Raw genomic sequence first — 24,255 nt, 5'->3', positions numbered from 1 at the left:
GATGCAGAGAGAGGAGGTAAAGCTTTTGAACGAAAAGGAATTGTTTGAAATGTACAACAAGGATGTGTACCGAACCTGTTACTACATGCTCCATCATGCTCAGGATGCAGAAGATGTATGCCACGATGTCTTTATTACGGTATTTCGTCAGGATTGGCAGAAGGTTGAGTACATGAAGACATGGCTGATGAGAATTACGGTGAATCATTGTCTTAACTTTCTGAAGAAGGAACGCACAGCCAAGCAGCGGGAGAAAAAGCAGTTTATTCTCACTCCTCAACGAACCGCTGATCCGGTTGATACGTTAATCGAGCATGTCGAGGAGTCCGAAGTCTGGGCACAATGGGTTCATGAGCTGCCTGAGAAAATACGTTCAGCGATTCTGCTGCGTTATATGAATGAATTAAGTTTATCCGAAGCTGCAGAGATTCTGGGTGTACCACTGGGCACGGTGAAGTCAAGAGTTTATAAGGGAATTCGATTGCTTAGGAAAAAATGGGATCAAGCCAGAAAGCAACATCAGAAAGGGGAAATGTACAGTGAAGCATACGGAAAATCTGTTGTCTCGTCATCTGAAAAATGATGCGGATATTCGCTATCCCGATTTCGATGCCATGTGGGATCAGATTCGACAGGATCAGGAGCGTTGCCCTGAACTTCATGTATCAGAGGGTAAAGTACATGTGCCACAACACTTCAAATGGAAAAAGACTGCACTGATCGGAACCGCTGCAGTTATTCTCATGGCGACGCCGGTATATGCAGCAGTCCACTTTAATTGGGGTGATCTTTTAAATCACCGCAGTGGTATCCAGAATGCTCTGCATAAGGGACTTGGACAGAAACTGAATCAGTCCGTGACAGTAAAAGGGGTAACATTAACTCTGGATACAGCCTTTTCCGATGATAATCGCACGGTTATTTTGTATACCCTGAACCCTGGTAAGTTTGAAGGTGATACCGTAAGATTCCCTTCTATTGGCCTGCGGGATGAGAGCGGCAAGCTGATCGAAGGCAGGTACTATCATGTTCTTGATCAGACCGATGGAGAGTTTAAGGGTTATTTTGAGACAGAGTGGACACCATCAGGAAATGAAGCGAATGTTAACTTCACGGTAGGTGGAATCCAAATATTAGTTCCCGAAGAGAAAGAAATTACCTTAGATCTTTCTCAGCAGCATTCACAAGTTTTCAATATCAACAAGGATGGTTTGGATACACTTGTAGTGAGTGCATTCAACGAGAAAGAAAACAAGATGATGTTGTCTACATCATTAACCTTTGATCAGCCGGAGGTTCGTGACTATGCCTTTCCTTATTTAAAGATATACGATCAGAAAGGACAGACGTTGGAGGGGAATTCAGCGGGCATACATGGCAAGCCGGGAGAACATGGTGAATATATATCAGAACAGTTCTATAACCTGGAGACGTTGAAGCAACAAGCATCATCTTATGTATTGGCTTACAGTAAAGAAGAGGGCAAAATGGATCAATCGCTTGATATCGATATACGTCTGGATAAAACAGAGATGCTTAGTGGTACGAGTAAAAGAGTACTGAATATCCCTCTGGATCAGCAATCGGATAGAGTGATCGTTAAGGAAGCCATCATTACACCTACCCAAATCAGGTTGACCCTTGCTCATAATGAAAAGTTCTTGCAACTACCCTATTTGAGATACACACTTGATGTGAATGGCGCCCAGCTAGATGGAGGAGTATGGCTGTCAGAGGATTCGAAGCATGAAACGGAACTACGTTTTGAAGTGAGCGCTGGTCTGGAAATTAATCTAGATACACCAATGACCCTTTATGCCCATCATAAAGTCAATTATTTTGAGGGTGAATTCGAGCCAGTTACGTTATCAGCGATTAGTGAAAAACCACAGTACCTTGATTCAAATCTGGGCGGTTCTATAATCCATTGGACATATTACCGTAAGGACGGTGATTTGTACGTGGAGAGATATAGTGATGATCTGCATTTTGGTGGAATTAATCAGACTTATACGATCCAGAAAGGAAAACGAAGTTATGGTACTCCGGCCAAAACTCAATTTGCTGGTGACGGAAAAAACCTGGGTATTGATCGCTATGAGAAGTACACATCGGATACGGCAATCGTATATCCATGGATGTACAGCACAGAGGAACCTGAACGTGAAGTGGCTGTTCAACTGGAAGAGAAAAAGAAATAGAGCTGCTTGGCGTATTTGAGGCAAGAAAAGATCTGTAACTCATTGGAAAATAAGAATTGACAGGAAATATTTAGAAGTACTATACTAGTTAAAATTTAACAGTCAAACGCAATGATCAGGAGTAATAAGGCTCAAGGTTTGGTCCAGAGAACTGTCGCTATGGTGCAAGGCAGTCCAACCTTCCCCCAACTCACCTGTGAGCAGCAGGGTCGAATCGTAGTTACGTAAGTATCATCATTGTTCAGCGCACGAAGGGCTGGATGTTGAAAATGATGCTATATCTCTGACTTCGTGTAGATTCTGACGGTTAACCTCCGTCATCAGGTCCTGAGATGCTATGGCAGAATAGGTTGGAGAATGTTGTTTCCAACCCTGTTCATTGATCAAGAAGAGTGGTACCGCGAAGGTCAGACCTGTCGCCTCTTAGTTGAGGTGGCAGGTTTTTTGTTTTTTTATATGGCCTTTAATGTTGAGAAAAGGCAGGTGCAGAATCATGGAAAGATCGCGTGTGATTGACTATTATTCCAGATTTGACGAGTGGGGAAGGTTGGACCGGGAACCGCTGGAGTTCATCATTAACATGCATTATATCCGAGCGTCACTCCCGGCAACCGGACTTGTGCTGGACAACGGTGCAGGACCCGGAAAATATGCGATGGAACTTGCCAAACTCGGATACCGTGTCACGCTGTCAGACCTGACCCCTGGATCTGTTGATATAGCTCAGCAGAAGGCGAAGGAATTGGATCTGACAAAGCAGTTTGACGGATTTCACGTATTGGATGCGACCCATCTGAACGGTATTGCAGATGAGGCATATGATGCCTCTTTGATGCTGGGACCGTTATATCATTTGCAGGTGGAAGAAGAACGAGTGGCTGCGGTAAAGGAGCTGCATCGGGTTACCAAGCGTGGAGGAATCGTCTTTGTAGCGATGCAGAGCCGAACGCGAATGGGCATTACTTCTTTGCAATTCCCGCAGCAATGGAAACCACATGACCACATGGAAGCTATCCGGTCTTTTGTGGAAAAGGGGACGTTCGATCATCCGGATCAGGGACGGTTTACGGGGGCGTACTATTTTAACATTCAGGATATTAACCCATTTATGGAGCAGAACGGATTTGAGACGGTAGACCTGATTGGATCGTCCAGTCTGAGAGCTATGCTCACGGAAGAGCAGCAACAATATTGGAAAGAACGTGCGGAATACGATGAGCTGATCCAGTACATGATTGAGGCGGCCAAAGACCCGTCGATATTGGGAATCTCGTCGCATCTGCTGTACATCGGTAGAAGAAAATAATCATGAAATCATTGGATTTTGAGAAGAATGATTGCTCTTTATAAATGGAAAAGGGAGCGTACCATTTCAATTGGATTGATCATGGAACATGGTATAATGGGATCAAATAGCGTGCTGGAGGTGTCACTATGCAATGGAAGGAAGTTCAGGATCGATTCCCTAACGAATGGGTCGTTTTTGAGGCAACCAAGGCACATTCTAGGGAAGGCCAGCGTTATATTGAAGAGATGGCGGTTATTGATTCATTTGATGATTCCACACAAGCATTAAAACGATACAGTGAATTGCATCAGGAAGATCCGAGAAGGGAATATTGTTTTTTTCATACTTCTCGTCCAGAAGTTGTGGCGAGAGAGCGGTACGTTGGGATTAGAGGTCCCCGATGAAAATCTCGGAGATATATGGTCTGCCTTTTATAAGCTTACAGCTTACGTTTAGAGGAGAAGTGCTCTATTTAGAGAAAGTCCTGCTCGACACAGGATCAGCCAGTACATTACTAAATGCAGACATTGTCCAAGAAATAGGTATGGTTCCTGAAGAGAATGATGAGGTTGATATTATTAGAGGCGTAGGTGGAATAGAGTATGTTTACACCAAGTTACTGGACTCTATAACTGTGGATGGAACAACGCTTAGGGAATTTCAGATTGAAATTGGTAATATGGATTATGGTTTGGAGATTGATGGGATTTTGGGGTTTAATTTTATTAAACAGGCTGGCATTGTAATTAATGCGAATGTAATGGAACTAAGTATAGATAAAGAATATATTTAGAAAAATAGAAAGTGCCCTCTGGAAAACAGGGGGCACTTGTATTTTTCATCGAAATAGTTCAATATTAAGATAAATAACAAAAGGTGATCTACTTACAATAGGTTAGACGAACGACGGATCGCTTCATAATAGGGAGGAACAGACAATGGAAATCGGAATTAGTACTTTTGTAGAGACAAACCCGGATGTAAAAACAGGAGAACTTATAAGTCATGCGCAGCGTATTCGCGACGTCGTTGAGGAAATAGTTTTGGCAGATCAGGTGGGGCTGGATGTATATGGCGTGGGTGAGCATCACCGTTCTGACTATGCCGCTTCATCACCAGCGGTCATTCTGGCCGCAGCAGCTTCACAGACCAAACGCATTCGCCTAACCAGCGCTGTAACGGTGCTATCTTCGGCTGATCCGGTACGGGTATTTCAGGATTTTTCCACATTGGACGGCATTTCGAATGGGCGTGCGGAGATTATGGCAGGACGGGGGTCGTTTATTGAATCCTTCCCTTTGTTTGGTTACGATCTGAACGACTACGATGAACTATTCGACGAGAAATTGGAGCTGCTCCTGAAGCTGCGTGATTCGGAGAAAGTAACTTGGCAGGGTAAGCACCGCCCTTCCTTTAACAATCTGGGCATCTATCCTCGTCCGGTACAGGAGAAGCTGCCCGTATGGATCGGCAGTGGTGGTAACCAGGAATCGGTTGTCCGCGCGGGTCTGCTTGGATTACCGCTGGTACTCGCCATTATTGGTGGTCGCCCCGTCCAATTCGCACCATTGGTGGAGCTATACAAAAAAGCAGCGGCACATGCAGGGCACGACGCTTCCAAACTGACTGTGGCTTCCCATTCTCACGGGTTCATTGCGGATACAACCGATGAAGCGGTAGAGAAATTCTTCCCGCCAGCTCAGGCTACAATGAATATGTTGGGCCGGGAACGTGGTTGGGGACACTATAGCCGTGCCACCTTTGACGCGGCACGCAGTCTGGAAGGCGCACTGTATGTGGGTGATGTAGATACCGTTGCTCAGAAGATCATCTACTTGCGCAAAGAAGTCGGTATCACACGCTTCATGTTACACACTCCCCTGGGCACGATGCCGCATGAGGATGTAATGAGAGCCATTGAGTTGCTCGGCAAAGAGGTAGCGCCGAAAGTGCGTGCTGAAATTTCGCATTGGGAAGCTGAGAACGAAATCACGCGTTAATTGGTAATGTAAATCCATTATATATCTAATTAAAATAGGAGCAGGTCCCTCATCCGATCCGGTGAAGTGCCTGCTCCTTCTCACATTAAAGCTCAGTAAAGCTCAGGGCATGACTTTAAACAATCTTCAAACCATCATCAAACTATCTTCCATACTCCAAAGGTCACGTTGCATCCCGCAGCTCCGAATGCAATCCATTCAATTTCAACTTGGGGAATCCCTTCTAACTCTCACTCCATCCGTATCTAATCCTGTACTTCTCCACTCACTTGATTTCCGTTCTTAATCAGGGTGTAGCGAATGACCTCACCACTCCAGAAGTGAAAAGTCAGCTTAATCTGTCCATCATGCAATTCCTTGAGCCAATCCGGTTGCAGCTTAATTTCATTGATCTCATAGGAGGGCACAAATGTGGTCAAAAACTCTTTGAACGGTGTCCAGTCCTGTGGCGCTGTGTTCTCACCGGATGAATACACAGCCTCCATCGTGGCAAGCTGATCACCTTGGAATTGGGTGGGAATGGAGAAGGTGTCTATCGTACCTGTTGCACGGCCCAACTCGGGCTCCGTGGACACAATCACATTCCATTTCCATTCTGCGCCCTGATTGAACTTCGCTGTGAGTATCCCATTGTTCCCAAGCTTCTGAGTTGAGCTGATCATCCGGGATAACGCAGCGGATTTGACGGTTAACGTGTTGCCAATGAACGAATAATCCGTTCCAGTTCGAAGCATCTGCTCGTCCGCATACAGGGAAACCAGCTTGTTACCGTTTAACTTGATCTTCAATTGCCTGTCTTCCACAGGCGCACCTTGTCTGAAATAGAGCAGATCGCTTTCTCCTAAGGCAGAGCGACCCATCCAACTAGCTTGGATCATCCGCAACAAATCCGGGTCTGTCCACTGGAAGGTCTCGCGGTTCAGATGCTGACCGTTGTCCCACAACATGGATGCGATTTTCTTTTCCTTTACCAGATAGCCGATGAATTCAAAATATTTCAGCTTCTCTCCCTGTTCGATAACATCGGTATGTTTGTCAAAACCGAGCAGGCCATATTCGCCAAGAATAACGGGAATACCTTGAACAACCAACGTGTTGTACACATTATTAAACGTGCTGGCCGCATCATTTTTCGTATCCGTATCGAAGGTGGTATGCCCAGCAATATTGACGCTGAACGGCCAGTATCCGTAGTAATGCACCGTAGCAATCAGGTTGTGATCCTGCAGCTCAGAGATCGTCTGCTGCAAACTGTCCAGTCTCACCTGTGTTGGCGAACCTTCCAGCGTAGGCAGGACTAACGGGCGCTCGCTGTTATTTCCACCTGTTTGCCGCACCAGCTCCACAAATGCAATGTTCAATTCATACAAAAGCTCCAGCTGTCGCACCTCATCAATGTTGCTGCCTGAGCCCATGTCTTCGGCATTCGTTGCTCCACGATTAAATCGCGGTTCGTTAACACTTTCGAACAACAGCTTACGCGGTTCATCTTTGAACTGATTGGCAATCTGAGTCCATACGGCTTTGTACCGGGAAAGCACCTGATCGTGGTCATTGTCCAGTTGGCTGATCCACAGATAGGAATCATGATGAACGTTCACGACAACATAGAGATTGGCATCCAGCGCCCATCGGACAACCTCCTGAACACGTGCCATGTAGGCCGGATCAACAGTGTAGCCGGGTGCTTCCCCGATATTCCCATCCCATGTGACGGGAATGCGAATACTCCGAAATCCCAGGGCAGCAATCTGCTGTATCAGTTCGCGGGTTACTCGTGGGTTGCCCCAGTAGGTTTCATCAGGTCCGACCGTATCCAGGGAATTTCCGAGGTTCCATCCTGGCTGCATCCCGTCGACATCGCTTTGTAACGGACCAAAAGCCGTCGTTTCATGTTGCCTGGCAAGTTCAGACTTGGCTGCGGATGCAGGCAATGGAAGCAGAATAAACAGACATAAGGTGATGCAAACAAGCGCCAGGACGAATTGGTGGCTAGGTGGGTTCATGAGGACTCCTTTAGATAGGGATACATCGTTAATCTCGTGTGTGAAGCTTGATGTATTGCATTATATCAAAATGAACATCTGCATGAATCAAGTATTTTCACACATGTTACTGTGTGTTCTCCGACTCATACTTCTCCCGGTGCTCCTTCTTCATTTTCACATAGTCCGGGTCCGTTTTGGCGATCTCCCATTGGGCTTTAAAAATGGCTGCTGATTCAGCCTTTACCTCATCATTCTGATAAGGCAGGATGGAGCCGTCCTCTTTCGAATATTTGCGTCCACCTTTATGATTCGTATAACGCCTTGCCCGCGTGTAACCCATCTGCAGAAACTTGCGCGCCATATCCATACCGACAAAGTCACCCTTTTTCTTATACTCCAAAAATAATTCATAGATCTTCTGCGAGGATTCTGTCGCAATCTCGGGAGTTTTGAACGGCCAATGCGGTAAAATTTCGCTTTTGTAGGGCTCCACCAGTAATACGCCTTGCTCTCCCCGGCCAACGGTATACAGTTCAGGATGCTTGCGCAGATCAAGCTCATCGTAATTGAGGTTGTAATCAAACTTTTTCATGGAATACGTTCCTCCTTGAAGATTATTGTTCCTTTCCACCTCTTTACCCCGATTCTTGTACAACAAGCACGGTTAATGGGAAAGAAGGTGCGGGAGAACAATATTGGGGGAACTATTCTGATATGGATCTGTTTCTGTTGACCAATGAGCAGGTGCTTGAGGCGTACATGGCGTTAGAACAACTGACACCTGAGGAATTGAAGAAACAGTTTAGCCTGGAGCAAATGGTGGCTGAGGGCGTGTATCCTGTCATGGATGATTGGGACGCAGAGGAGACATTCCAGGAAATCGTGCAGACCCTGGACGATGTTCAGGCTTTATATCAGGCAGCTGCTGCAAGCGGGAACAGCATTATTTTTTATATTTTCTAAGCCTGCTTATCTTATGTTTAATTAGCCTGTATTCAGGTTATTGATAGAAACAAGGAACAGACCTTGCGTAAGAATATGGTAGAAGAGAGGGAACGCGATATGACACAGGATCAGAATGAAGAGAACAAAGCCATTCAGGACGACGAACCGGATCAATTCGAATCCCCTGCACGTACCGATGGGAAAGAATCGGATGAGGATAGTGACAACGAAGCAGAAGGCAAAGAACGGGAATAAACCACAGCTGTTTATGATTGGACTAAGCATAGTGTTATCGTATTGAAGCCAACCACACTAATGCTAAATTATACGTCATATCCGAGGTCGGACATTTGTTCGGCCTTTTTTTGGTATTTATTTATCGTTCCGGTTTACAACAATTACCTATAACCCTCATAATAGGAGTGAACCACATTTTTCCTAAGGAGGAGATCGTATCAAAAATCACAAGCTATTGAAGTGGATTGCCGTACCACTCGTTTTGATGATGGTTGCGCTTACGGGATGTCAGGCCGTAGGTGGTGTAGATATTGGCAAGGCCGTTATCAACAGTACAACCGTCAAGTCCGGTGAATCCAAACAGTCCATGCATATAAAAATCGAACCTACAGCAAACCTCGTCGAAGAGGATGCGCTTCAAATGATTGAACTCATTAATTCCATTTCATTGAATATTGAAGATGCCAAAGTGAAGGACTCCAGCACGGCGTCTGTCAAAGGTACACTGAGTATGCAAGGAAAGAAATTGCCTTTCCATCTGTCGATGGATAAATCGGAAATGGTTATTGATGTGGACGGAGCGCAGAAGCCTCTATACATATCTTTGGAGGATGACACACTTCCTATGCTAGATACAAAGGCGTTGGAGAAGCAGATCGAGGAGCTTTCCCCAAAAGTGCTGACCTTCGCGCTGAAGCATATGTCCAACCCGAAAAATATTTCCGTAACCCCGGTACAGGAATCGGTTAACGGTGAATCACTCAGCCTCTCCAAGCTGCATGTGGAGATCAGCGGTGAAGAGCTGCTTGCCATGGTTAAACCGTTTCTGACCAGTGTTGCTCAGGACGAGCAAGGGCTCAAGGACCTGATTGGAGATCTGTATGATGTGTTCTATCCAGTGCTCGAAGCAGTTAATGAGGTCGAGGATGCGGGTGATGACACTCTCACTTCCATGATACCTGAATCCAAAGAAGCTGCTGTTAAGTCGTTGTATGAAATGATTAAAGGTGGCCTTGACGAGATTCTTGCCAATTATGACAAGGAACTCAATAGTTTGTTGACCGAAACGCCTGAACTGAAGACGGTGTTCGGAACAGAGACCAAGCTCCAATTGGACTTTTATCTCGACAGCGCACTGAATATTCGCAAACAGAACTATGATTTCAAAGTAGCGTTGCCTGCCTCGGAAGATCTGCCGATCAAATCGGTCTCCGTATACGGTGACAGCGAACTGTGGAATATTGGTGGACCAGTGACTGTGGATGCCGTGGACAAAACGGGTGGCGTCATTGATCTGATGCAGGGAGATATCACGCCAGGTCAGATGTTGCGCAATTTCGATTCCAATTCACTTGTGTATCAATTGTTAAAAGATGAAGCAGGCATCACGCATAAAAATGTCATGCTGTATCCGGACGACGAATCCTATGGCGCAATCACCGTTAAAAATACGACCTTTGTTCCTCTGCGCTATCTGTCCGAGGAATTGGATGCAGAAGTGAAATGGACCAAAGGGTCGGAGAAAATCGTCGTCATCGACGATATCACCGGCAATGAGATTGTCCTGACTATAGGTTCCAAGAAGGCAACCGTTGCAGGCAAGGAAGTAACGATGGTTGAACCCGCTTATGTGGGCAAGAACGGTAAAACTTACGTACCGCTGCGCTTTATGGCAGAATCTCTTGGGGCATCTGTAGATAAAGAAAAAGAAACAGGCTGGATTTTCATCGACCGACCTTAAGTAAGATTTGTATGTAAGCCGTAAGTTGAGAGGGGATTTCAGAGTATGCCAGATTTCTCGTAATGTTCATGAAAGAACACCGAAAAAATTCCGTTAGACCATTAACGGGATACGTGTGTCCTTTTTGACCCATTACGAGGAGCTTCGGCGTTTCTGAAATGATGAAACGAACGAGGAGTGCCTCTAATTGGAGGTGCTCCTTTTTGTCGTGTCATCCCAAATAAATCCTCAGAGGTGTTACATATGAAAACTCAATTAAACATCCAATTACGGCGTGCTCAACAAGAAGATGCGGTTATGCTGGCAGGGATTTGCACCCGAGCCTTCGATCATGCGATTCAAGTCTGGGCTAAGGGAGTGGAAGATCTGGACAGCAACATTTGTCCACCCGGCTATTCTTCTGTTCGCATGCACAGTTACGTGATCCGCGAATGGGATTATTACGTTATAGAATGTGATGGTTGCGCCATTGGTGGAGTCAGTGTAAATGTGTTGGGGAGTAAGCATGTGAGGCTGGATAAAATCTTTATTGACCCCATCTGGCAGGGGCGGGGCATAGGATCACAGGTCATCCGGCTTGTTGAGGCTGAATTCCCGGAGATTGGGATATGGAAGCTGGAGACCTCGGGAAGACAACGGGATAACCATCATTTTTATGAGAAAATGGGTTATGTCTGTCTCTATGCGTCTGAAGATGAATATGGATATGAGAAAATCATAACAACAGAGTCTATAGTCCAGCTCCCATCTGAGAAATTATCCAATGTTAAAGGGGAGTCGGTTAATGAATTTTATCAGGCTGATTTGGATTCAGTTCGCTTCAGCACCAGCAATCTTCAGAATATCCGGATGACTGATTGCAACCTGAGTGGAGGCAAATTCACCAATCTGAATATGACTCACATATTATTGGCTGACTTGCGATTGACGGATAGCAAGATTGAGTTCTGTGCTTTGGACGGCGTTCATTTTGAGGATACACATCTCGGCCCAGACAGAGTACCCATGCGTTGGGGACATTGTGACCTCAAAGGCAGTCGTTTCAATAACTGTGATCTTTCTGGCGTACAGTTGGAACAGTGCGAGGTAGCAGGGATGAGGATCAATGGAGTGGCTGTAGAAGAATTGCTTGCTGCTTATGAGTCCATGAAAGCCAAAAGCTGAATTACTCGCATAGTAATATGAAAAGCCCGTTTCTCGCCTTTGTGCTGGAAATGGGCTTTTTGTTGTTACTTTATAAAGAAGGGTGAATTCCATCCGAAATCCGTCATGATGCCATCAGAGTCAGTTGTGCTGCAAAGCCTGAGGCTTTTTGCTAAACCCGGTACTTCCCGCGGTAAAGCCCATCTGTTGGTAGAATTCATGTGCAGCTTCACGATCTGGTCGATTGCCGCTGTTTAGGGACAATGAATCCACACCATGAGTGGCAGCCCAATGCTCCGCTGCCTCAATCAGCTGACGGCCTATGCCGGAGCCTCTGAACTGGTCATGTACGATCAAGGCCATGATGCGGCAGTGTCTTCCGTTTTTTTCATAAAGGTAAGATGTTTGCAGTCCTATTAATCCAACGACACGGCCACGGACTTCGGCAACCAACGTTGCAAAGTTTGAATCCGCAGCGATGTGTGAATAACGCTCCTTCATCTCGGCATACGTGGTTGGGTAACCGAGTTGATCCATAAGAATGACCATATCCTGCAGATCTTCATGGGAACTGTTACGAATCGTTACATTTAGGCTCATGAGCGTGTGGCCTCCTTTTGGCGTTCTTTTAACGAGAGATCAATGATGGAATCCAGCAAACTGGCAAAGGAAATACCCGCGGCGGCTGCACTTTTGGGCAGCAGGCTGTTCCGGGTAAGCCCCGGCAGCGTATTCACCTCAAGCACATAAGGCATGCCGTCCCGAATCATCATATCCACACGGGCATAGACACTGCATTTTAGCACCCGGTAACAGGTGAGTGCAGCAGCTTCTACTCGTTTATGCAAATCTGCAGGCAAATGAACGACCTGCTCCTCAGCGCCGCCGTCATTATATTTGGAGGTATAATCGAAAAAATCAGCATTTGAACGAATCGAGATAACAGGAAGCATCTTACCATCCAGAACAGCGCAGGTAATTTCTTCGCCCTCAATATATTGTTCGATCATAACAACTTCATCCCAGACGAGGGCCGCTTCTACAGCCTCATGGAGAGCTGACGGTTCCTGCACCACTTGCGTACCGATGCTGGAGCCACCCGAATTGGGCTTCACTACAACGGGATAGGTTAATTGCTGAACAGTGGCTGACGACAGTTCATCCAGACTGCTCACCTGAAGCCACTCGCCGGTAGGTACACCCGCATGCTGGATGAGTCGTTTGGACATATCTTTGTCCATGCATACGCTGCTCGCGAGTACACCACAGCCTGTATACGGAACACCAAGCGACTCCAACGTGCCCTGAATTGTACCATCCTCGCCGTATTTGCCGTGTAGAGCGAGCAGTGCCACATCCAATCCTGCGGCTTTCTCAATGAGATCACGTTTGCTGTTGATCTCCACTGGAATAACCTCATACTTCTGTATATCCAGATGGTTGATCATCTCCTGTCCGGTGAGCAGGGAAATATCCCGCTCCGAAGATGTGCCACCCATAATCACGCCAACTTTCATGTGTATCCTCCTCATTTCATTTGAGCAACCGTCTCGCCAATAATGCGAATACCTTTGCGAATATTCTCATCGCTAACTCGGGAGAAGCCCAAACGCATTGTATGTTGTCCCTGCCCCGGTTCAAGATAAAAGGTATCGCCTGGCATAAAGGTCACGCCTTTAGCCTTGCAGGCCGTCAGTAGCTCTCTCGTCCGGTATTCGGGTGGGAATTGTACGAACAGGTGAAGTCCACCTTCGCCGGAGACCCGGCACATCGGCAGATATTGCCGCAAGCAGCGGACGACGAGCTCATATTTTCGCTTGTATTCCATGCGAGCCCGCTTCAAATATTTCTCGAAATTGCCGTTGCTCAGATACTGATAGAGCAGGGACTGATCCAGGGTCGACGTATGAATGCTGCGCGCCCGTTTCATGCTTTCCAGATAATCAATCAAGGCTGCATCCGCAATGACCCAGCCTACGCGCAGACCTGGAAAAAGTACCTTCGAGAAGCTGCCCAGATATACCAGCCCGTTCCCTTTGCCCACACTGGCAATCAGAGGGGAGACGTGTGAACCGGAATAACGTAATTCCTCGTTAAAGCCGTCTTCAATAATGGGCACCTGGTGCTGGTTCATCAACCGAATGATCTCTGCCCGTTTGGCAGGTGATGTGACGATCCCGGTTGGATTATGATAAGAAGGTACGAGATAGGCCAGATCATATGGGTTTACTGCAAGTTCCCGTTCCAGCTGCTTTAGATCCAGACCATCTGGCTCCATATCTACACCGGTCAGGTGAAATTGATGAAGCCTCAAATTTTTGACGGCTGTATGATGTGTCGGGTTTTCACATAAGGCTCTACCGCTTTTTTTGCGCAATGCGCCCAATACCAGATCGAAGCCTTCCGTAAATCCATTTGTAATCAGAATATCTTTGCCGCTCAGATCGACACCCTTATTTTCCATATAACGCAACAAATACTTCATAAGAGGCCTATAGCCTTTCGCATATCCGTAATTCAGCAGCACTTCGCCTTCAAGCGACATCCGATCGAGGAAGGCTCTTTTAACGTTGTGCATGTCGAACAGCTTCTCATCCGGCGCGATGCTGGTAAAAGAAATCTCACCGCGCTCCGAACCGGAGCCATGCTTCATCAGATCATACTGCTCAGCCTGGATTGCGTAGTCGCTGACGCGTTCATTCCAGTCCAGCTGCCACCCGGATGTAGACTCAGGTGCATCAATGGTGGAGCTAACGTAATTGCCTTTGCCTTTGACCGCATAGATCAGGCCCTCCTCCTCAAGTTCAGCATAGGCCAGCAGAATCGTGCTTCGGCTTACCTTCATGAGTGTACTTAGTTCGCGGGTGGAAGGAAGTTTTTGTTTGGCTTGCAGGCCGCCTTTGAGCATCAATCGCTTCATATAATCTTTGACTTGTATATATACAGGGCGGTCCTCCGTCAATTGCAGATCGGAATACATCCCATCACTCCCTTATTTGCTATCTTGCCATATTATAACCCCAGCAGAAAGAACCACGATACCTCTGTTTCCCCGCGGGTGTGGTTGACTGTTTGCGCGCAAATGTAAAAAAGCCCTGGCAACATGCCGGGCTGGGGTGAAACGTGATCCATCTTGTATAGTGCTGCTGCAATAACTTTCTAGGTTGGCGTTGCTTGACTAGTCTCTCTAGGATCGATAGCTACCTGTCCTTCTACGTGTGTCTATTTACTCTCGTACGGCTATAATTGCATGCTTTCTAGGTGAATCCAATTCTATACTATCTTCGTAAAACTAGGCTCTTTCTACGTTTGCTTGCTGCAAGGGTCGAATAGATGATGAATCAAAATTCTATAAGGCTAGGTTCTTGCTAACTGTACTCTTGTCATGCGCGCGTAACAGAATTCAGTATGAAAAAGATGATCAATCATAGGGTACAATAGACTGAAGTAGATATAAAGACATATGTCTTAGTGCCCAAATTCTTCCTCATACCCCTATAGTACCACTTTGAATCAGGGAAGTTAACCTTTTTTTTGAAATATTTGTCGTAATAGTTGAAAAAAGCTTGAATCTTGCTTCTTATTAATGAAATGGTTTCCCTTTATAATATATGATAGGATGTAAACCTATAGATAATGAGGAAGTGAGCCTATTGATTAATATTACTGTGCCAACACCAGATGTCACCATCACGAAGCAGGCTGATCCACAGCTTAGCCACATTTATGGATTCACCGATTTCCACCTGATCACGCGGGAAAAAGGTGGTATTTTCATGTTTTACAATGCCGCTGGTGAGTTGTTATTTGTCGGGAAAGCACGAAAGTTAAGACCGCGCATCAAGAAACATTTTGAAGATACCGTATCACCAATGAAGGCACATCGTGAGGAAGTGACCACCATCGAAGTATGCGTTATTGAAGATCCGGTGGATCGCGAAATTTACGAGACCTATATCATCAACACGATGCGTGCGAAATACAATGTAGATAAAGTTCTGTACAAATAAGTATCTCGAATACACCCCAAGAGCGTTAAGATTCGAAATCAATGGATGGAATTCGCTGAAATAAAGTGTGAAGCATATTCCGTAAAGTTTGGGCCATATAGCCTATACCTTGCGTCAACAGACAAGGATGTGATCTGCGGATTGCATCCCAGGTCTGCTTGAAAGATTTAGAATTTTTCTGATATGTAATTCGTAGAATTGTCAATGTAGAACGTAGAGATGGTATTACAGGATGAACAAATACATAGAAGAGGTGATTGTTGTGATCGGTCGTAGCGGTAACCCCACACTCAAAGATAGTACGTTTGAAGACTCCAGAGGATATGGAGATGATCGCTATCAGAGTAGCATGACGATTAACGGCACGGTAAACAAGGCGTTTATTACGCTGGTGATCCTGCTGGGCAGTGCATTTGCATCCTGGATGATGTTTTTCAATGGGCAGGAAGTGCTTCCTCTTGCAATCGGAGGGGCCATTGCCGGATTCATTCTGGCCCTGATTATCTCATTTAAACCTGTGGCCGCGCCTTACCTTGTGCCAATCTATGCGGTGGCAGAAGGGATGTTCCTGGGTGCACTCTCGGCCTCGTATGAGTATTTGTATAATGGTATCACGCTGCAGGCAGCTTTGCTGACCATGGCGGTCTTTATTGCTCTGTTGATGGCATACAAGACAAGACTGATCAAAGCTACGGAGAACTTCAAGCTGGGGGTTGTGGCCGCAACCGGAGGCATTATGATCATGTATCTCCTCAGTTTCGTGCTTGGTTTCTTCGGAATAACCGTTCCCTATCTGCATGACAACAGTCTGATCGGCATCGGCATTTCTGTTGTCATCGTTATTGTGGCGGCGCTGAATCTGGTGCTTGATTTTGATTTTATTGAAAGTGGTGCCGACAACGGTGCTCCGAAATATATGGAGTGGTACGGTGCATTTGGATTAATGGTGACGCTGGTATGGCTGTATATTGAAATTATTCGTCTGCTCAGCAAGCTGCGGAGCCGGGATTAATTCGCTTCAACCTTTTCAAACCTAATCATGCAATTCGTCATCAAAAGCTAACTCGTGCTCAAACACGCAGTTAGCTTTTTCGACGTGTAGTGGATTTAACACCGAACTGTGCACTTTCTTCCATATATGGATTGACTGAATGGAAAAGAATGTGATATTTTAATTGATAATGATTATCATTTTCGTTAAGTTAATATGGTGCCAGCTTTATTGCACTGTACATTTCATATCAAACCGATCAAGCAGATCGAAAGGAGTGGCCTTATGTTACTGGAAAATGATTCGCAGACCTCTGCGCACTTGCCCGTTACCGGCCGCAGTCCCAAGACGGATCTTGCCAAGGTAAAAAGATATATGGACGAGCACTATGAAGAACCATTGTCTATTGCGGATCTCGCCCACAAAGCCAATATCAGTGCGAAATATTTCGTGGATCTGTTCAAGAAAACCTACGGACAGAGTGCAATGGAATATCTGACTGATCTTCGCATCAATCGTGCCAAACGATATCTGAAAGAAACAGGGTACAAACTTCGTGAAATCGCGCTGAGAGTAGGCTATAGCGATGAGTATTATTTTAGCCGCAAATTTAAAAAGGAAGTGGGCGTATCTCCTTCGGATTATGCCAAAAATGCAAGAAAACGCATCGCCACCTGCTCCTCCAGCATCATTGGACAGCTACTGGCGCTTAATGTCATGCCTGTCGCTGCGCCGATCGATCCCAAATGGACCGCTTATTATTATAACGCGCACCGTACCGAGATTCAGTCACACTTGAGACTGACAGACCCGTATACCAGTTTGAGATTTGAAGCCAACGTGGAAAGACTGATTCATATCCGGCCGGACGCTGTTGTGGGTACGGATCAGATCAGTGATCAGGATCAGGCCAAGCTGGCTGAGATTGCACCTTGTTGTTTTGTACCGAAGGATCACTTGGATTGGCGTGCGCAGTTACGTATGATCGCTGCTTTTCTGGAGAGGGAAGAACAGGCAGAGCAGTGGATTAGTGTATACAATCAGCGAGTTGAGAAGGCACGGAATTCCGTGCAGCAGAAGGTGGGCAGGGAGAAGGTCATCGTTGTCCGAGTGTATGGTCAGCACCTTTATCTGTATCGGAATCCGGGCATTGAAGAGGTCTTGTACAATAATGGTTTACAACTGGAGACCTTCCCCGATGTTCAGGCCAACACATGTTTAACATTAGAACAACTGGCTGCACTAAATCCGGATCGAATTCTCGTTATGGTGTGCCCTGAGGCCGCATCGCGAGCATACTGGCTCAGTCTGCAGCATTCACCCGTATGGCGTCAGCTTAAGGCAGTGGGGCAATATCAGATCCATCTGATTACAGGTGATCCCTGGTTTGATTACTCTGCCGTAGGTGTGATGCGCATGCTGGATGAAGCTTTGCTGATTTTCACGGGATATTGTCCAAATGTATATCTGGATAACGTCCATGGTGATTCCCGGGCTACATGACATATAATCCATCTATCTAAATGAGAATGTTTATCAAGGGGGATATATCATGTTTAAACAGAAAAAAGATAACGGACTCCGTTCCGTTCGTCCATTTCGTAGCGCCGGTATCTCGGCCATGCTCGTACTGATATTGATTACGGTTACGGGTCTGCTGTCTGCCTGTGGCTCAGCATCAGAAAATGCAGGAGAAGCACAGAAAGAGCAGCCAACGACAGAGGCAACGACCACGGCATCATCTGGAACGTCTGTGGCAGAAGAGGCACAGGTAGAAACCACAGGTGAACGAACGGTAAAAGACGATCTGGGACATGATGTCGTCGTTCCTGAGCATGCAGAGCGTGTGTTTGCACCGTATCTGGAAGACTCTCTGCTGACACTGGGTGTCAAGCCGGTAGCCCAATGGGCAAGCGGAACGCAAGGGCATGTTTATCTCCAAGATCAACTGAGCGGCGTACCTACCCTCGATTTCTCCAGTGGGCTGCCTTCTCCAGAAGCGCTGATGGCGTATAATCCGGATTTCATTATTTTACACACGGCCCAATATGCCGAGAACGGTGTATATGAGAGTTATTCCAAAATTGCACCAACCTACGTATTTACGAATGCTTCGGGTGATGTAGAGAAGTCTTTGCAGGTAATCGGCGATTTGCTGGGCAAAACGGCTGAGGCTGAAAAAGCCATCGAGACGTACCATGCGAAGGTAGATGACGCGAAAGCCAAGCTCGCAAAAGTGACCGAGGGCAAGAAAGCAGCCATTATTCGTTTTGCTCCTCGGGGGATCAGCATGATGGGCGGTAACTATTTCAGCGGTTATGTGGTTTATCAGCAATTGGGACTAGGCAAGCCCGCACTGGTGCAAACGGAGAACAGCGCAACGGTATCTACCGAGGTGCTGCCTGAGATTGATGCCGACTTTATTTTCACCGTGGAACAGGGTCCAGGGAGCATGAAGGAAATGACGGATACCAAAGTATGGAATAGCATGCCTGCAGTGAAAGCCGGACATGTGTACGCCGTGGAGCCAGCTCCGTGGCTGGGCGGTGGATTGATTGCTTATGGTCATGTCATTGACGACACGTTGAAGGCGTTAACGCAATAATTGAGGAAATTCATCCATATGTATTGATCGTAATATGAGAACTGTAGCTCCCCGCGGAGTACCAGAAACCGGACAAATTCCAGCGTTTCAGGTGCTCCGTGAGGGAGTTTTTTTTAATTTCACGGGTAACCAATTCAGTTACAGAAATGCGGAAATATGGAGATAATCAAAATCATTTCTGGATATCGTCCATGGGACAGCCGGATCGACTCTTCTATAATTGGTAATGAGAATCAATCTCATATAAATCATGTGTAGTTCAGTAATTAACTTATATACGCAGAACAACGAGGAGGAACCATCCGTAATGACGTTTCAGCCCAATCAACCCACATCTCGTACCCTTGAACATATCGCACGCAGTACCGTACAGATTCCACGTGCCGAACAGTGGACCATGAAATCACGCAACGGCAATCATGCCTATCAGATTATGGTGTTCCAACCAGCAGAAGCGCCACCGCCTTCGGGGTATCCGGTGATCTATCTGCTGGATGCCAACTCTGTGTTTGGAACGATGGTGGAAGCCGTTCGTGTACAGGGCCGCAGACCGGAGAAGACCGGAGCACTTCCGGCCATTGTTGTTGGCATTGGCTATCCAACGTCGGGCCCTTTTTCACCGCACCGATATTATGACTTTACCCCGCAGGCCACAACGGAATATACCCAGAAGTCGGATGGAACACCTTTGCCGGAACAGGGTGGGGCGGATGAGTTCTTGCAGTTTATTGAAGAAGAGCTGAAGCCGGATATGGAGCAGCAGTTCCGGATTGATCGGAACAGACAGGCCATTTTTGGACATTCTCTTGGTGGATTGTTCGTCCTGCACACGCTGTTCAAGAAACCGGAAGCCTTCCGTTATTACATTGCGGGCAGCCCGTCACTTCACTGGAATCAGACCGCCATGCAGGCAGAGGAACAGGAATTTGTCGCAAAGTTGGAGCAGCATCCCGTGAACGTCAAGGTGTGGATTGGTATGGGTGAACAGGAGAAGATGCATCCTGCGCGCAACAATGATAAAGCTTCGAGTCTTACAGAACGGTTATCCGCGCTGAAGCAGCCGGGTCTGGACATTAAATATACCGAGTTCGAAGAAGAAAACCATGTATCGGTACTGCCGTTTCTGATTAGTCGAACGATGCGGTTTGCCTGCAGCCCGGAGTCGTAGGAGGAAAGAGCCGACAGCATTTTTCAATCAGAGGTCTGGGGAGATTGGGCGAGAGACAGATGGATAGAAATGTTACAGATTTACGGATAATCCAATCGGGTTCAGCAGGATAACATATCTCTCCAACAGGAGAGGGAGCAGTAATGCAAGGGAGGAACAGGAGTGAGTTACACAGGAATTCATGGAAAAGTGGCCGTGGTCACCGGTGCTGCGCAAGGGATCGGTGAAGCCGTGACGAGATTGCTTGCCCAGCAGGGGGCTATTGTTGCTGCTGTTGATATGCGTGAAGATCAGTTGGACCGGTTGGTCACGGAACTGCGAAATCAGGGACATCAGGCAGCAGCCTGTCCTGTTGATATATCCAATCATCAATCCGTCGAAGATGCAGTGCAGCGTATTGAGGAGACATTAGGTCCCATTGGCATTCTGGTGAATGCAGCGGGTGTATTGTACACGGGGGCTGTAAGTGAACTCCGTGATGAAGAATGGACAAGAACTTTTGACGTGAATACGCATGGTGTATTTTACATGTCACGTGCTGTGGTACGAAACATGGCCGAACGTCAAGCGGGAGCGATCGTTACTGTAGGTTCTAACGCTTCAGGTGTGCCCCGGATGCACATGTCCGCCTACGTAGCATCCAAAGCAGCTTCAACCATGTTCACCAAATGTCTGGCGCTTGAATACGCCTCAGACCATATCCGCTGTAATATCGTATCTCCAGGTTCCACGGATACGGATATGCAGCGTACATTGTGGGCGGATGAACAGGGAGCAGAGGCAGTTATCGCGGGTTCCCCACAGGCATACCGTCTGGGCATTCCTCTGAACAGACTGGCGTTGCCGTCGGATATCGCGGATAGTGTGCTTTTTTTGGTATCAGATCAGGCTAGACATATTACGATGCATAACTTGTGTGTGGACGGAGGCGCCACGTTAGGTGCCTGAATCAAGATAAGGAGATGATAATCATGTCAAAAGCGGGTACGGTTGCTGCAACTTCCGCCTTACACCTTCTGGAACAATATCGGGAGGGGACGTCCTTTTTCTGGTCTTCACCGCAATATACCCTGTTAGCTCAAGGGGAACAGATTCGATGGTCTGCCATGGAGATATCGGAGGCCAGTACACGGGATTCCACGGGCGCGGTTAGTGTTACCGAACAAAAGCGTAATGAAGAAACGCAGCTTTTTATTAAACGGATGGAACAGCTGATGGAGAAGGCGAGAGCCTTGGGCCAAACGAAACCGATTGTGGTCGGCGCCATTCCATTTGATCCCATTCATTCTTCTGCGGAGCTATTCGTACCAGAGAAGATCCAATGGGCGGAACCTTTATCTCCGGATTCGAGGGCATTGGTGGAGAAGCATCCGGCCGCAGTGGGTTGTGAGGTGCGTGAAGTGCCTGCCGGAGCAGTATATCAACAAAGCGTAAACAACGTTTTGGTTGACCTGAATCAAGGCATTCTCCACAAAGTGGTGTTATCCCGTACACTGCATGTGACTTCACAGAGCTTTGTAGACACGCATCAGTTACTCCGTAATTTGTTCAGGGATAACACACACGGATATACATTTGCTGTTCCGATGACGAAGCTCCCTCTATTAAAAGGTAGTATAACAACGGATAAACGCAATATCATTGAGGTGGAAAAAGACACTCATCGGACATATATCGGAGCAAGTCCCGAATTGCTGATTACACGAAAAGGATCCAAAGTGAGAGCCAATCCACTTGCCGGGTCTGCTGCCCGGAGTGAGGATCCTGCGGAGGACCGCCGCCGTGCAGAAGCGCTGCTGGCTTCAGCCAAAGATCGCCATGAACATGCCGTAGTCATCGAGGCTGTGGCAGAGGCACTGCGTCCGCTGTGCAAGCAGCTATCAGTCCCGGTAGAACCTTCCTTAATCCAGACACGGACCATGTGGCACTTATCTACGGAAATTCATGGGGAGCTTGCTGATGTAAACACATCATCACTGGAACTTGCGTTTGCTCTTCATCCTACACCAGCAATATGTGGAACGCCTGTACAGGCCGCTCGGGAAGCCATTACGGAACAGGAGCCATTCGAACGGGGATTATTCACCGGTATGGTGGGCTGGTGTGACAGTGACGGTGATGGCGAGTGGGCTGTAACGATCCGATGTGCGGAAGTGGAGGGCAAAATACTTAAACTGTTTGCTGGAGCGGGGATTGTAGCAGGTTCTACAGCAGAAGCGGAGCTGGCAGAGACCTCAGCGAAGTTCAGAACAATGCTGCTCGCCATGGGTTTGGATTCATCTGTGTCCAGTATGAAGGAGGAATGAGTGATGCTGTCAGGATTTCAGGCCTGGCCTGAGGAGGTTGCTGATCGATATCGTCAGGAGGGCTGTTGGGAAGGAATTACGTTTGGAGAAATGCTTCGCCAGCGCGCTGATCTATATGGCAATCGGGTAGCCATTATCAGCGGTGAACAGCGATTAACCTATGCGGAGCTGAACGACCGGGTGGATCGTCTGGCCGCCGGTTTATATGCCAAGGGAATACGGCAGCATGATCGGGTGATTATCCAGCTGCCCAATATCCCGGCGTTTATCGAGGTATGTTTTGCTTTATTCCGCATCGGTGCACTGCCTGTATACGCATTACCCTTGCACCGGAAGAGCGAAATTACGTATTTTGCCCGGTTCTCTGAGGCCGTAGCTTATGTGATACCTGATCAGGATGGCGGATTTGATTACCGAATGCTGGCAGAAGAGGTTCAGGCAGAAGTTCCCGGACTTCAGCAAGTATTCGTGGCGGGAGAAGCGGGGCGGTTCACGGCTCTGGAAGATGTCTATGCAGATCCGATTAAACTGCCGGATGAGCCGGTTTCTTCCGACGTTGCTTTTCTACAGTTGTCTGGTGGAAGTACCGGGCTGTCCAAAATGATTCCCCGCACCCATGATGACTACATCTACAGTTTGCGGAGAAGTGTGGAGGTCTGCGGGCTCAGCCCGGAGAGTGTCTATCTGGCGGTACTGCCTATAGCACATAACTATCCAATGAGCTCACCCGGCTTTCTGGGCACGTTGTACGCGGGTGGAACCATTGTACTGTCACGCGGTTCCAGTCCGGATGAAGCTTTTCCACTCATTATGCGTCATCAGGTGACCATCACGGCTCTTGTACCACCACTCGCACTCATATGGTTGAACGCGGCGGCTACCCGGGGGACTAAGCTACCCTCACTTGAGGTGCTTCAAGTTGGCGGAGCCAAATTCAGTGCCGAGGTGGCTGCACGTGTCCAACCCGTCCTGGGCTGTACCTTGCAGCAAGTGTTCGGCATGGCCGAGGGTCTGGTGAATTACACCCGTTTGGATGATCCGTTGGATGTCATTGTTAACACTCAGGGCAAGCCGATGTCTCCGTATGACGAAGTGCGAATCGTGGATGACGAGGATGTTGAGGTGGAACAGGGGCAATCGGGACATTTACTGACGCGAGGTCCTTACACGATTCGTGGTTATTACAAGGCCGATGAACATAATGCCAGATCGTTTACCACGGACGGTTTCTATCGTACCGGAGACATTGCGAGTCTTACGGCGGATGGATATCTCGTTGTGGAAGGACGGGCGAAGGACCAGATTAACCGCGGTGGTGACAAAGTGGCTGCCGAGGAAGTGGAAAATCATTTGCTTGCCCATCCTGCCGTACATGATGCGGCATTGGTATCCATGCCGGATGAATATCTGGGTGAGCGTTCCTGTGCATTTATCGTGCCGAGCGGTGAAGCTCCGTCAGCTGCCGAAGTCAAATCTTTTCTGCGTAATCGGGGCCTGGCGAGCTATAAAATACCGGATCGGATTGAGTTTGTGCAGTCTTTTCCCAAAACTCAAGTTGGCAAGGTCAGCAAAAAAGCGCTGCGCGAGATGATTACAACTAAACAGCCCATATCCTGATCGTGATTTCTTATA

General features: G+C 47.3%; 23 protein-coding genes. 18 read left to right on the top strand and 5 right to left on the bottom strand.

The window, feature by feature from the left end:
• Positions 1-25: 25 nt before the first annotated feature.
• The 6 genes from QP794_RS10280 (at position 26) to QP794_RS10255 (ending at position 5,489) form a co-directional block, all read left to right on the top strand.
• Positions 26-583, top strand: a complete 558-nt coding sequence (locus tag QP794_RS10280; protein ID WP_285076175.1) for an RNA polymerase sigma factor — start codon at positions 26-28, stop codon at positions 581-583.
• On the top strand, positions 540-2,201 hold the full coding sequence (locus QP794_RS10275) for a DUF4179 domain-containing protein (protein ID WP_285076174.1): 1,662 nt from the start codon (positions 540-542) through the stop codon (positions 2,199-2,201). Before QP794_RS10280 ends, QP794_RS10275 begins: the two co-directional genes overlap by 44 nt.
• A 493-nt stretch (positions 2,202-2,694) precedes the next feature.
• Positions 2,695-3,507, top strand: a complete 813-nt coding sequence (locus tag QP794_RS10270) for a class I SAM-dependent methyltransferase (RefSeq protein ID WP_285076172.1) — start codon at positions 2,695-2,697, stop codon at positions 3,505-3,507.
• A gap of 128 nt (positions 3,508-3,635) precedes the next feature.
• Positions 3,636-3,893: a hypothetical protein gene (locus tag QP794_RS10265; RefSeq protein WP_079348175.1), complete on the top strand. Its 258-nt coding sequence runs from the start codon at positions 3,636-3,638 to the stop codon at positions 3,891-3,893.
• Entirely contained in the window at positions 3,890-4,282 is a 393-nt protein-coding gene (locus QP794_RS10260) for a retropepsin-like aspartic protease (protein ID WP_079348173.1), read from the top strand. The genes QP794_RS10265 and QP794_RS10260 overlap by 4 nt, the downstream gene beginning before the upstream one ends.
• Before the next feature lie 145 nt (positions 4,283-4,427).
• The gene (locus tag QP794_RS10255) at positions 4,428-5,489 is read left to right on the top strand and encodes an LLM class flavin-dependent oxidoreductase (protein WP_285076168.1); all 1,062 of its coding nucleotides are present in this window, start codon (positions 4,428-4,430) and stop codon (positions 5,487-5,489) included.
• Positions 5,490-5,734: 245 nt separating this feature from the next.
• On the opposite strand, the gene QP794_RS10250 is transcribed toward QP794_RS10255, so the two are convergent.
• On the bottom strand, positions 5,735-7,495 hold the full coding sequence (locus QP794_RS10250; RefSeq protein ID WP_285076166.1) for a cellulase family glycosylhydrolase: 1,761 nt from the start codon (positions 7,493-7,495) through the stop codon (positions 5,735-5,737).
• A 106-nt stretch (positions 7,496-7,601) separates the two neighbouring features.
• Complete coding sequence (locus tag QP794_RS10245; protein ID WP_285076164.1) at positions 7,602-8,069, bottom strand: DUF4385 domain-containing protein; 468 nt, start codon at positions 8,067-8,069, stop codon at positions 7,602-7,604.
• Between the two features lie 122 nt (positions 8,070-8,191).
• On the opposite strand from QP794_RS10245, the gene QP794_RS10240 reads away from it, so the two are divergent.
• From QP794_RS10240 to QP794_RS10225, 4 genes are all read left to right on the top strand, one after another.
• Positions 8,192-8,440 (top strand): DUF1877 family protein, encoded by a 249-nt coding sequence (locus QP794_RS10240; protein ID WP_285076162.1) that lies wholly within the window; start codon positions 8,192-8,194, stop codon positions 8,438-8,440.
• A gap of 63 nt (positions 8,441-8,503) precedes the next feature.
• Positions 8,504-8,677, top strand: coding sequence for a hypothetical protein (locus tag QP794_RS10235; protein WP_285076161.1), 174 nt, complete (start codon positions 8,504-8,506; stop codon positions 8,675-8,677).
• A 217-nt stretch (positions 8,678-8,894) separates the two neighbouring features.
• On the top strand, positions 8,895-10,400 hold the full coding sequence (locus QP794_RS10230) for a copper amine oxidase N-terminal domain-containing protein (RefSeq protein ID WP_285076159.1): 1,506 nt from the start codon (positions 8,895-8,897) through the stop codon (positions 10,398-10,400).
• A gap of 243 nt (positions 10,401-10,643) precedes the next feature.
• A complete protein-coding gene (locus QP794_RS10225) occupies positions 10,644-11,564 on the top strand; it encodes a GNAT family N-acetyltransferase (RefSeq protein ID WP_285076156.1) in 921 nt (306 codons plus the stop codon).
• A gap of 120 nt (positions 11,565-11,684) precedes the next feature.
• On the opposite strand, the gene QP794_RS10220 is transcribed toward QP794_RS10225, so the two are convergent.
• From QP794_RS10220 to pdxR, 3 genes are read right to left on the bottom strand one after another with little or no spacing between them, the layout of a single operon-like run.
• Complete coding sequence (locus tag QP794_RS10220; RefSeq protein ID WP_285076154.1) at positions 11,685-12,143, bottom strand: GNAT family N-acetyltransferase; 459 nt, start codon at positions 12,141-12,143, stop codon at positions 11,685-11,687.
• Entirely contained in the window at positions 12,140-13,060 is a 921-nt protein-coding gene (locus tag QP794_RS10215) for a D-alanine--D-alanine ligase (protein ID WP_285076153.1), read from the bottom strand. Before QP794_RS10215 ends, QP794_RS10220 begins: the two co-directional genes overlap by 4 nt.
• Before the next feature lie 11 nt (positions 13,061-13,071).
• Positions 13,072-14,523, bottom strand: coding sequence for a MocR-like pyridoxine biosynthesis transcription factor PdxR (gene pdxR / locus QP794_RS10210; protein WP_285076151.1), 1,452 nt, complete (start codon positions 14,521-14,523; stop codon positions 13,072-13,074).
• Between the two features lie 673 nt (positions 14,524-15,196).
• Here pdxR and QP794_RS10205 point away from each other — a divergent pair.
• The 8 genes from QP794_RS10205 (at position 15,197) to QP794_RS10170 (ending at position 24,240) form a co-directional block, all read left to right on the top strand.
• On the top strand, positions 15,197-15,553 hold the full coding sequence (locus QP794_RS10205; RefSeq protein ID WP_024629700.1) for a nucleotide excision repair endonuclease: 357 nt from the start codon (positions 15,197-15,199) through the stop codon (positions 15,551-15,553).
• Positions 15,554-15,815: 262 nt separating this feature from the next.
• Positions 15,816-16,565 (top strand): Bax inhibitor-1/YccA family protein, encoded by a 750-nt coding sequence (locus tag QP794_RS10200; protein WP_024629701.1) that lies wholly within the window; start codon positions 15,816-15,818, stop codon positions 16,563-16,565.
• A 264-nt stretch (positions 16,566-16,829) separates the two neighbouring features.
• Positions 16,830-18,047 (top strand): helix-turn-helix domain-containing protein, encoded by a 1,218-nt coding sequence (locus tag QP794_RS10195; protein ID WP_285076149.1) that lies wholly within the window; start codon positions 16,830-16,832, stop codon positions 18,045-18,047.
• A 49-nt stretch (positions 18,048-18,096) separates the two neighbouring features.
• A complete protein-coding gene (locus QP794_RS10190; protein WP_285076147.1) occupies positions 18,097-19,149 on the top strand; it encodes an ABC transporter substrate-binding protein in 1,053 nt (350 codons plus the stop codon).
• Between the two features lie 307 nt (positions 19,150-19,456).
• Positions 19,457-20,317 carry an alpha/beta hydrolase gene (locus tag QP794_RS10185; RefSeq protein WP_285076146.1) on the top strand — a complete coding sequence of 287 codons (861 nt, stop codon included), beginning with the start codon at positions 19,457-19,459 and terminating at the stop codon, positions 20,315-20,317.
• 162 nt (positions 20,318-20,479) lie between these two features.
• Positions 20,480-21,265, top strand: coding sequence for a 2,3-dihydro-2,3-dihydroxybenzoate dehydrogenase (locus tag QP794_RS10180; protein WP_285076144.1), 786 nt, complete (start codon positions 20,480-20,482; stop codon positions 21,263-21,265).
• A gap of 23 nt (positions 21,266-21,288) precedes the next feature.
• Positions 21,289-22,623, top strand: a complete 1,335-nt coding sequence (gene dhbC / locus QP794_RS10175; RefSeq protein WP_285076143.1) for an isochorismate synthase DhbC — start codon at positions 21,289-21,291, stop codon at positions 22,621-22,623.
• Positions 22,624-22,626: 3 nt separating this feature from the next.
• On the top strand, positions 22,627-24,240 hold the full coding sequence (locus QP794_RS10170) for a (2,3-dihydroxybenzoyl)adenylate synthase (protein WP_285076141.1): 1,614 nt from the start codon (positions 22,627-22,629) through the stop codon (positions 24,238-24,240).
• The last annotated feature ends 15 nt before the right edge of the window (positions 24,241-24,255 follow it).

It is taken from the genome of Paenibacillus sp. UMB7766-LJ446, from assembly GCF_030226665.1.
GTDB lineage: Bacteria > Bacillota > Bacilli > Paenibacillales > Paenibacillaceae > Paenibacillus > Paenibacillus vandeheii.
The sequence above is the reverse complement of the archived record's forward strand: the minus strand, read 5'-3'. Positions and strand labels throughout refer to the sequence as shown.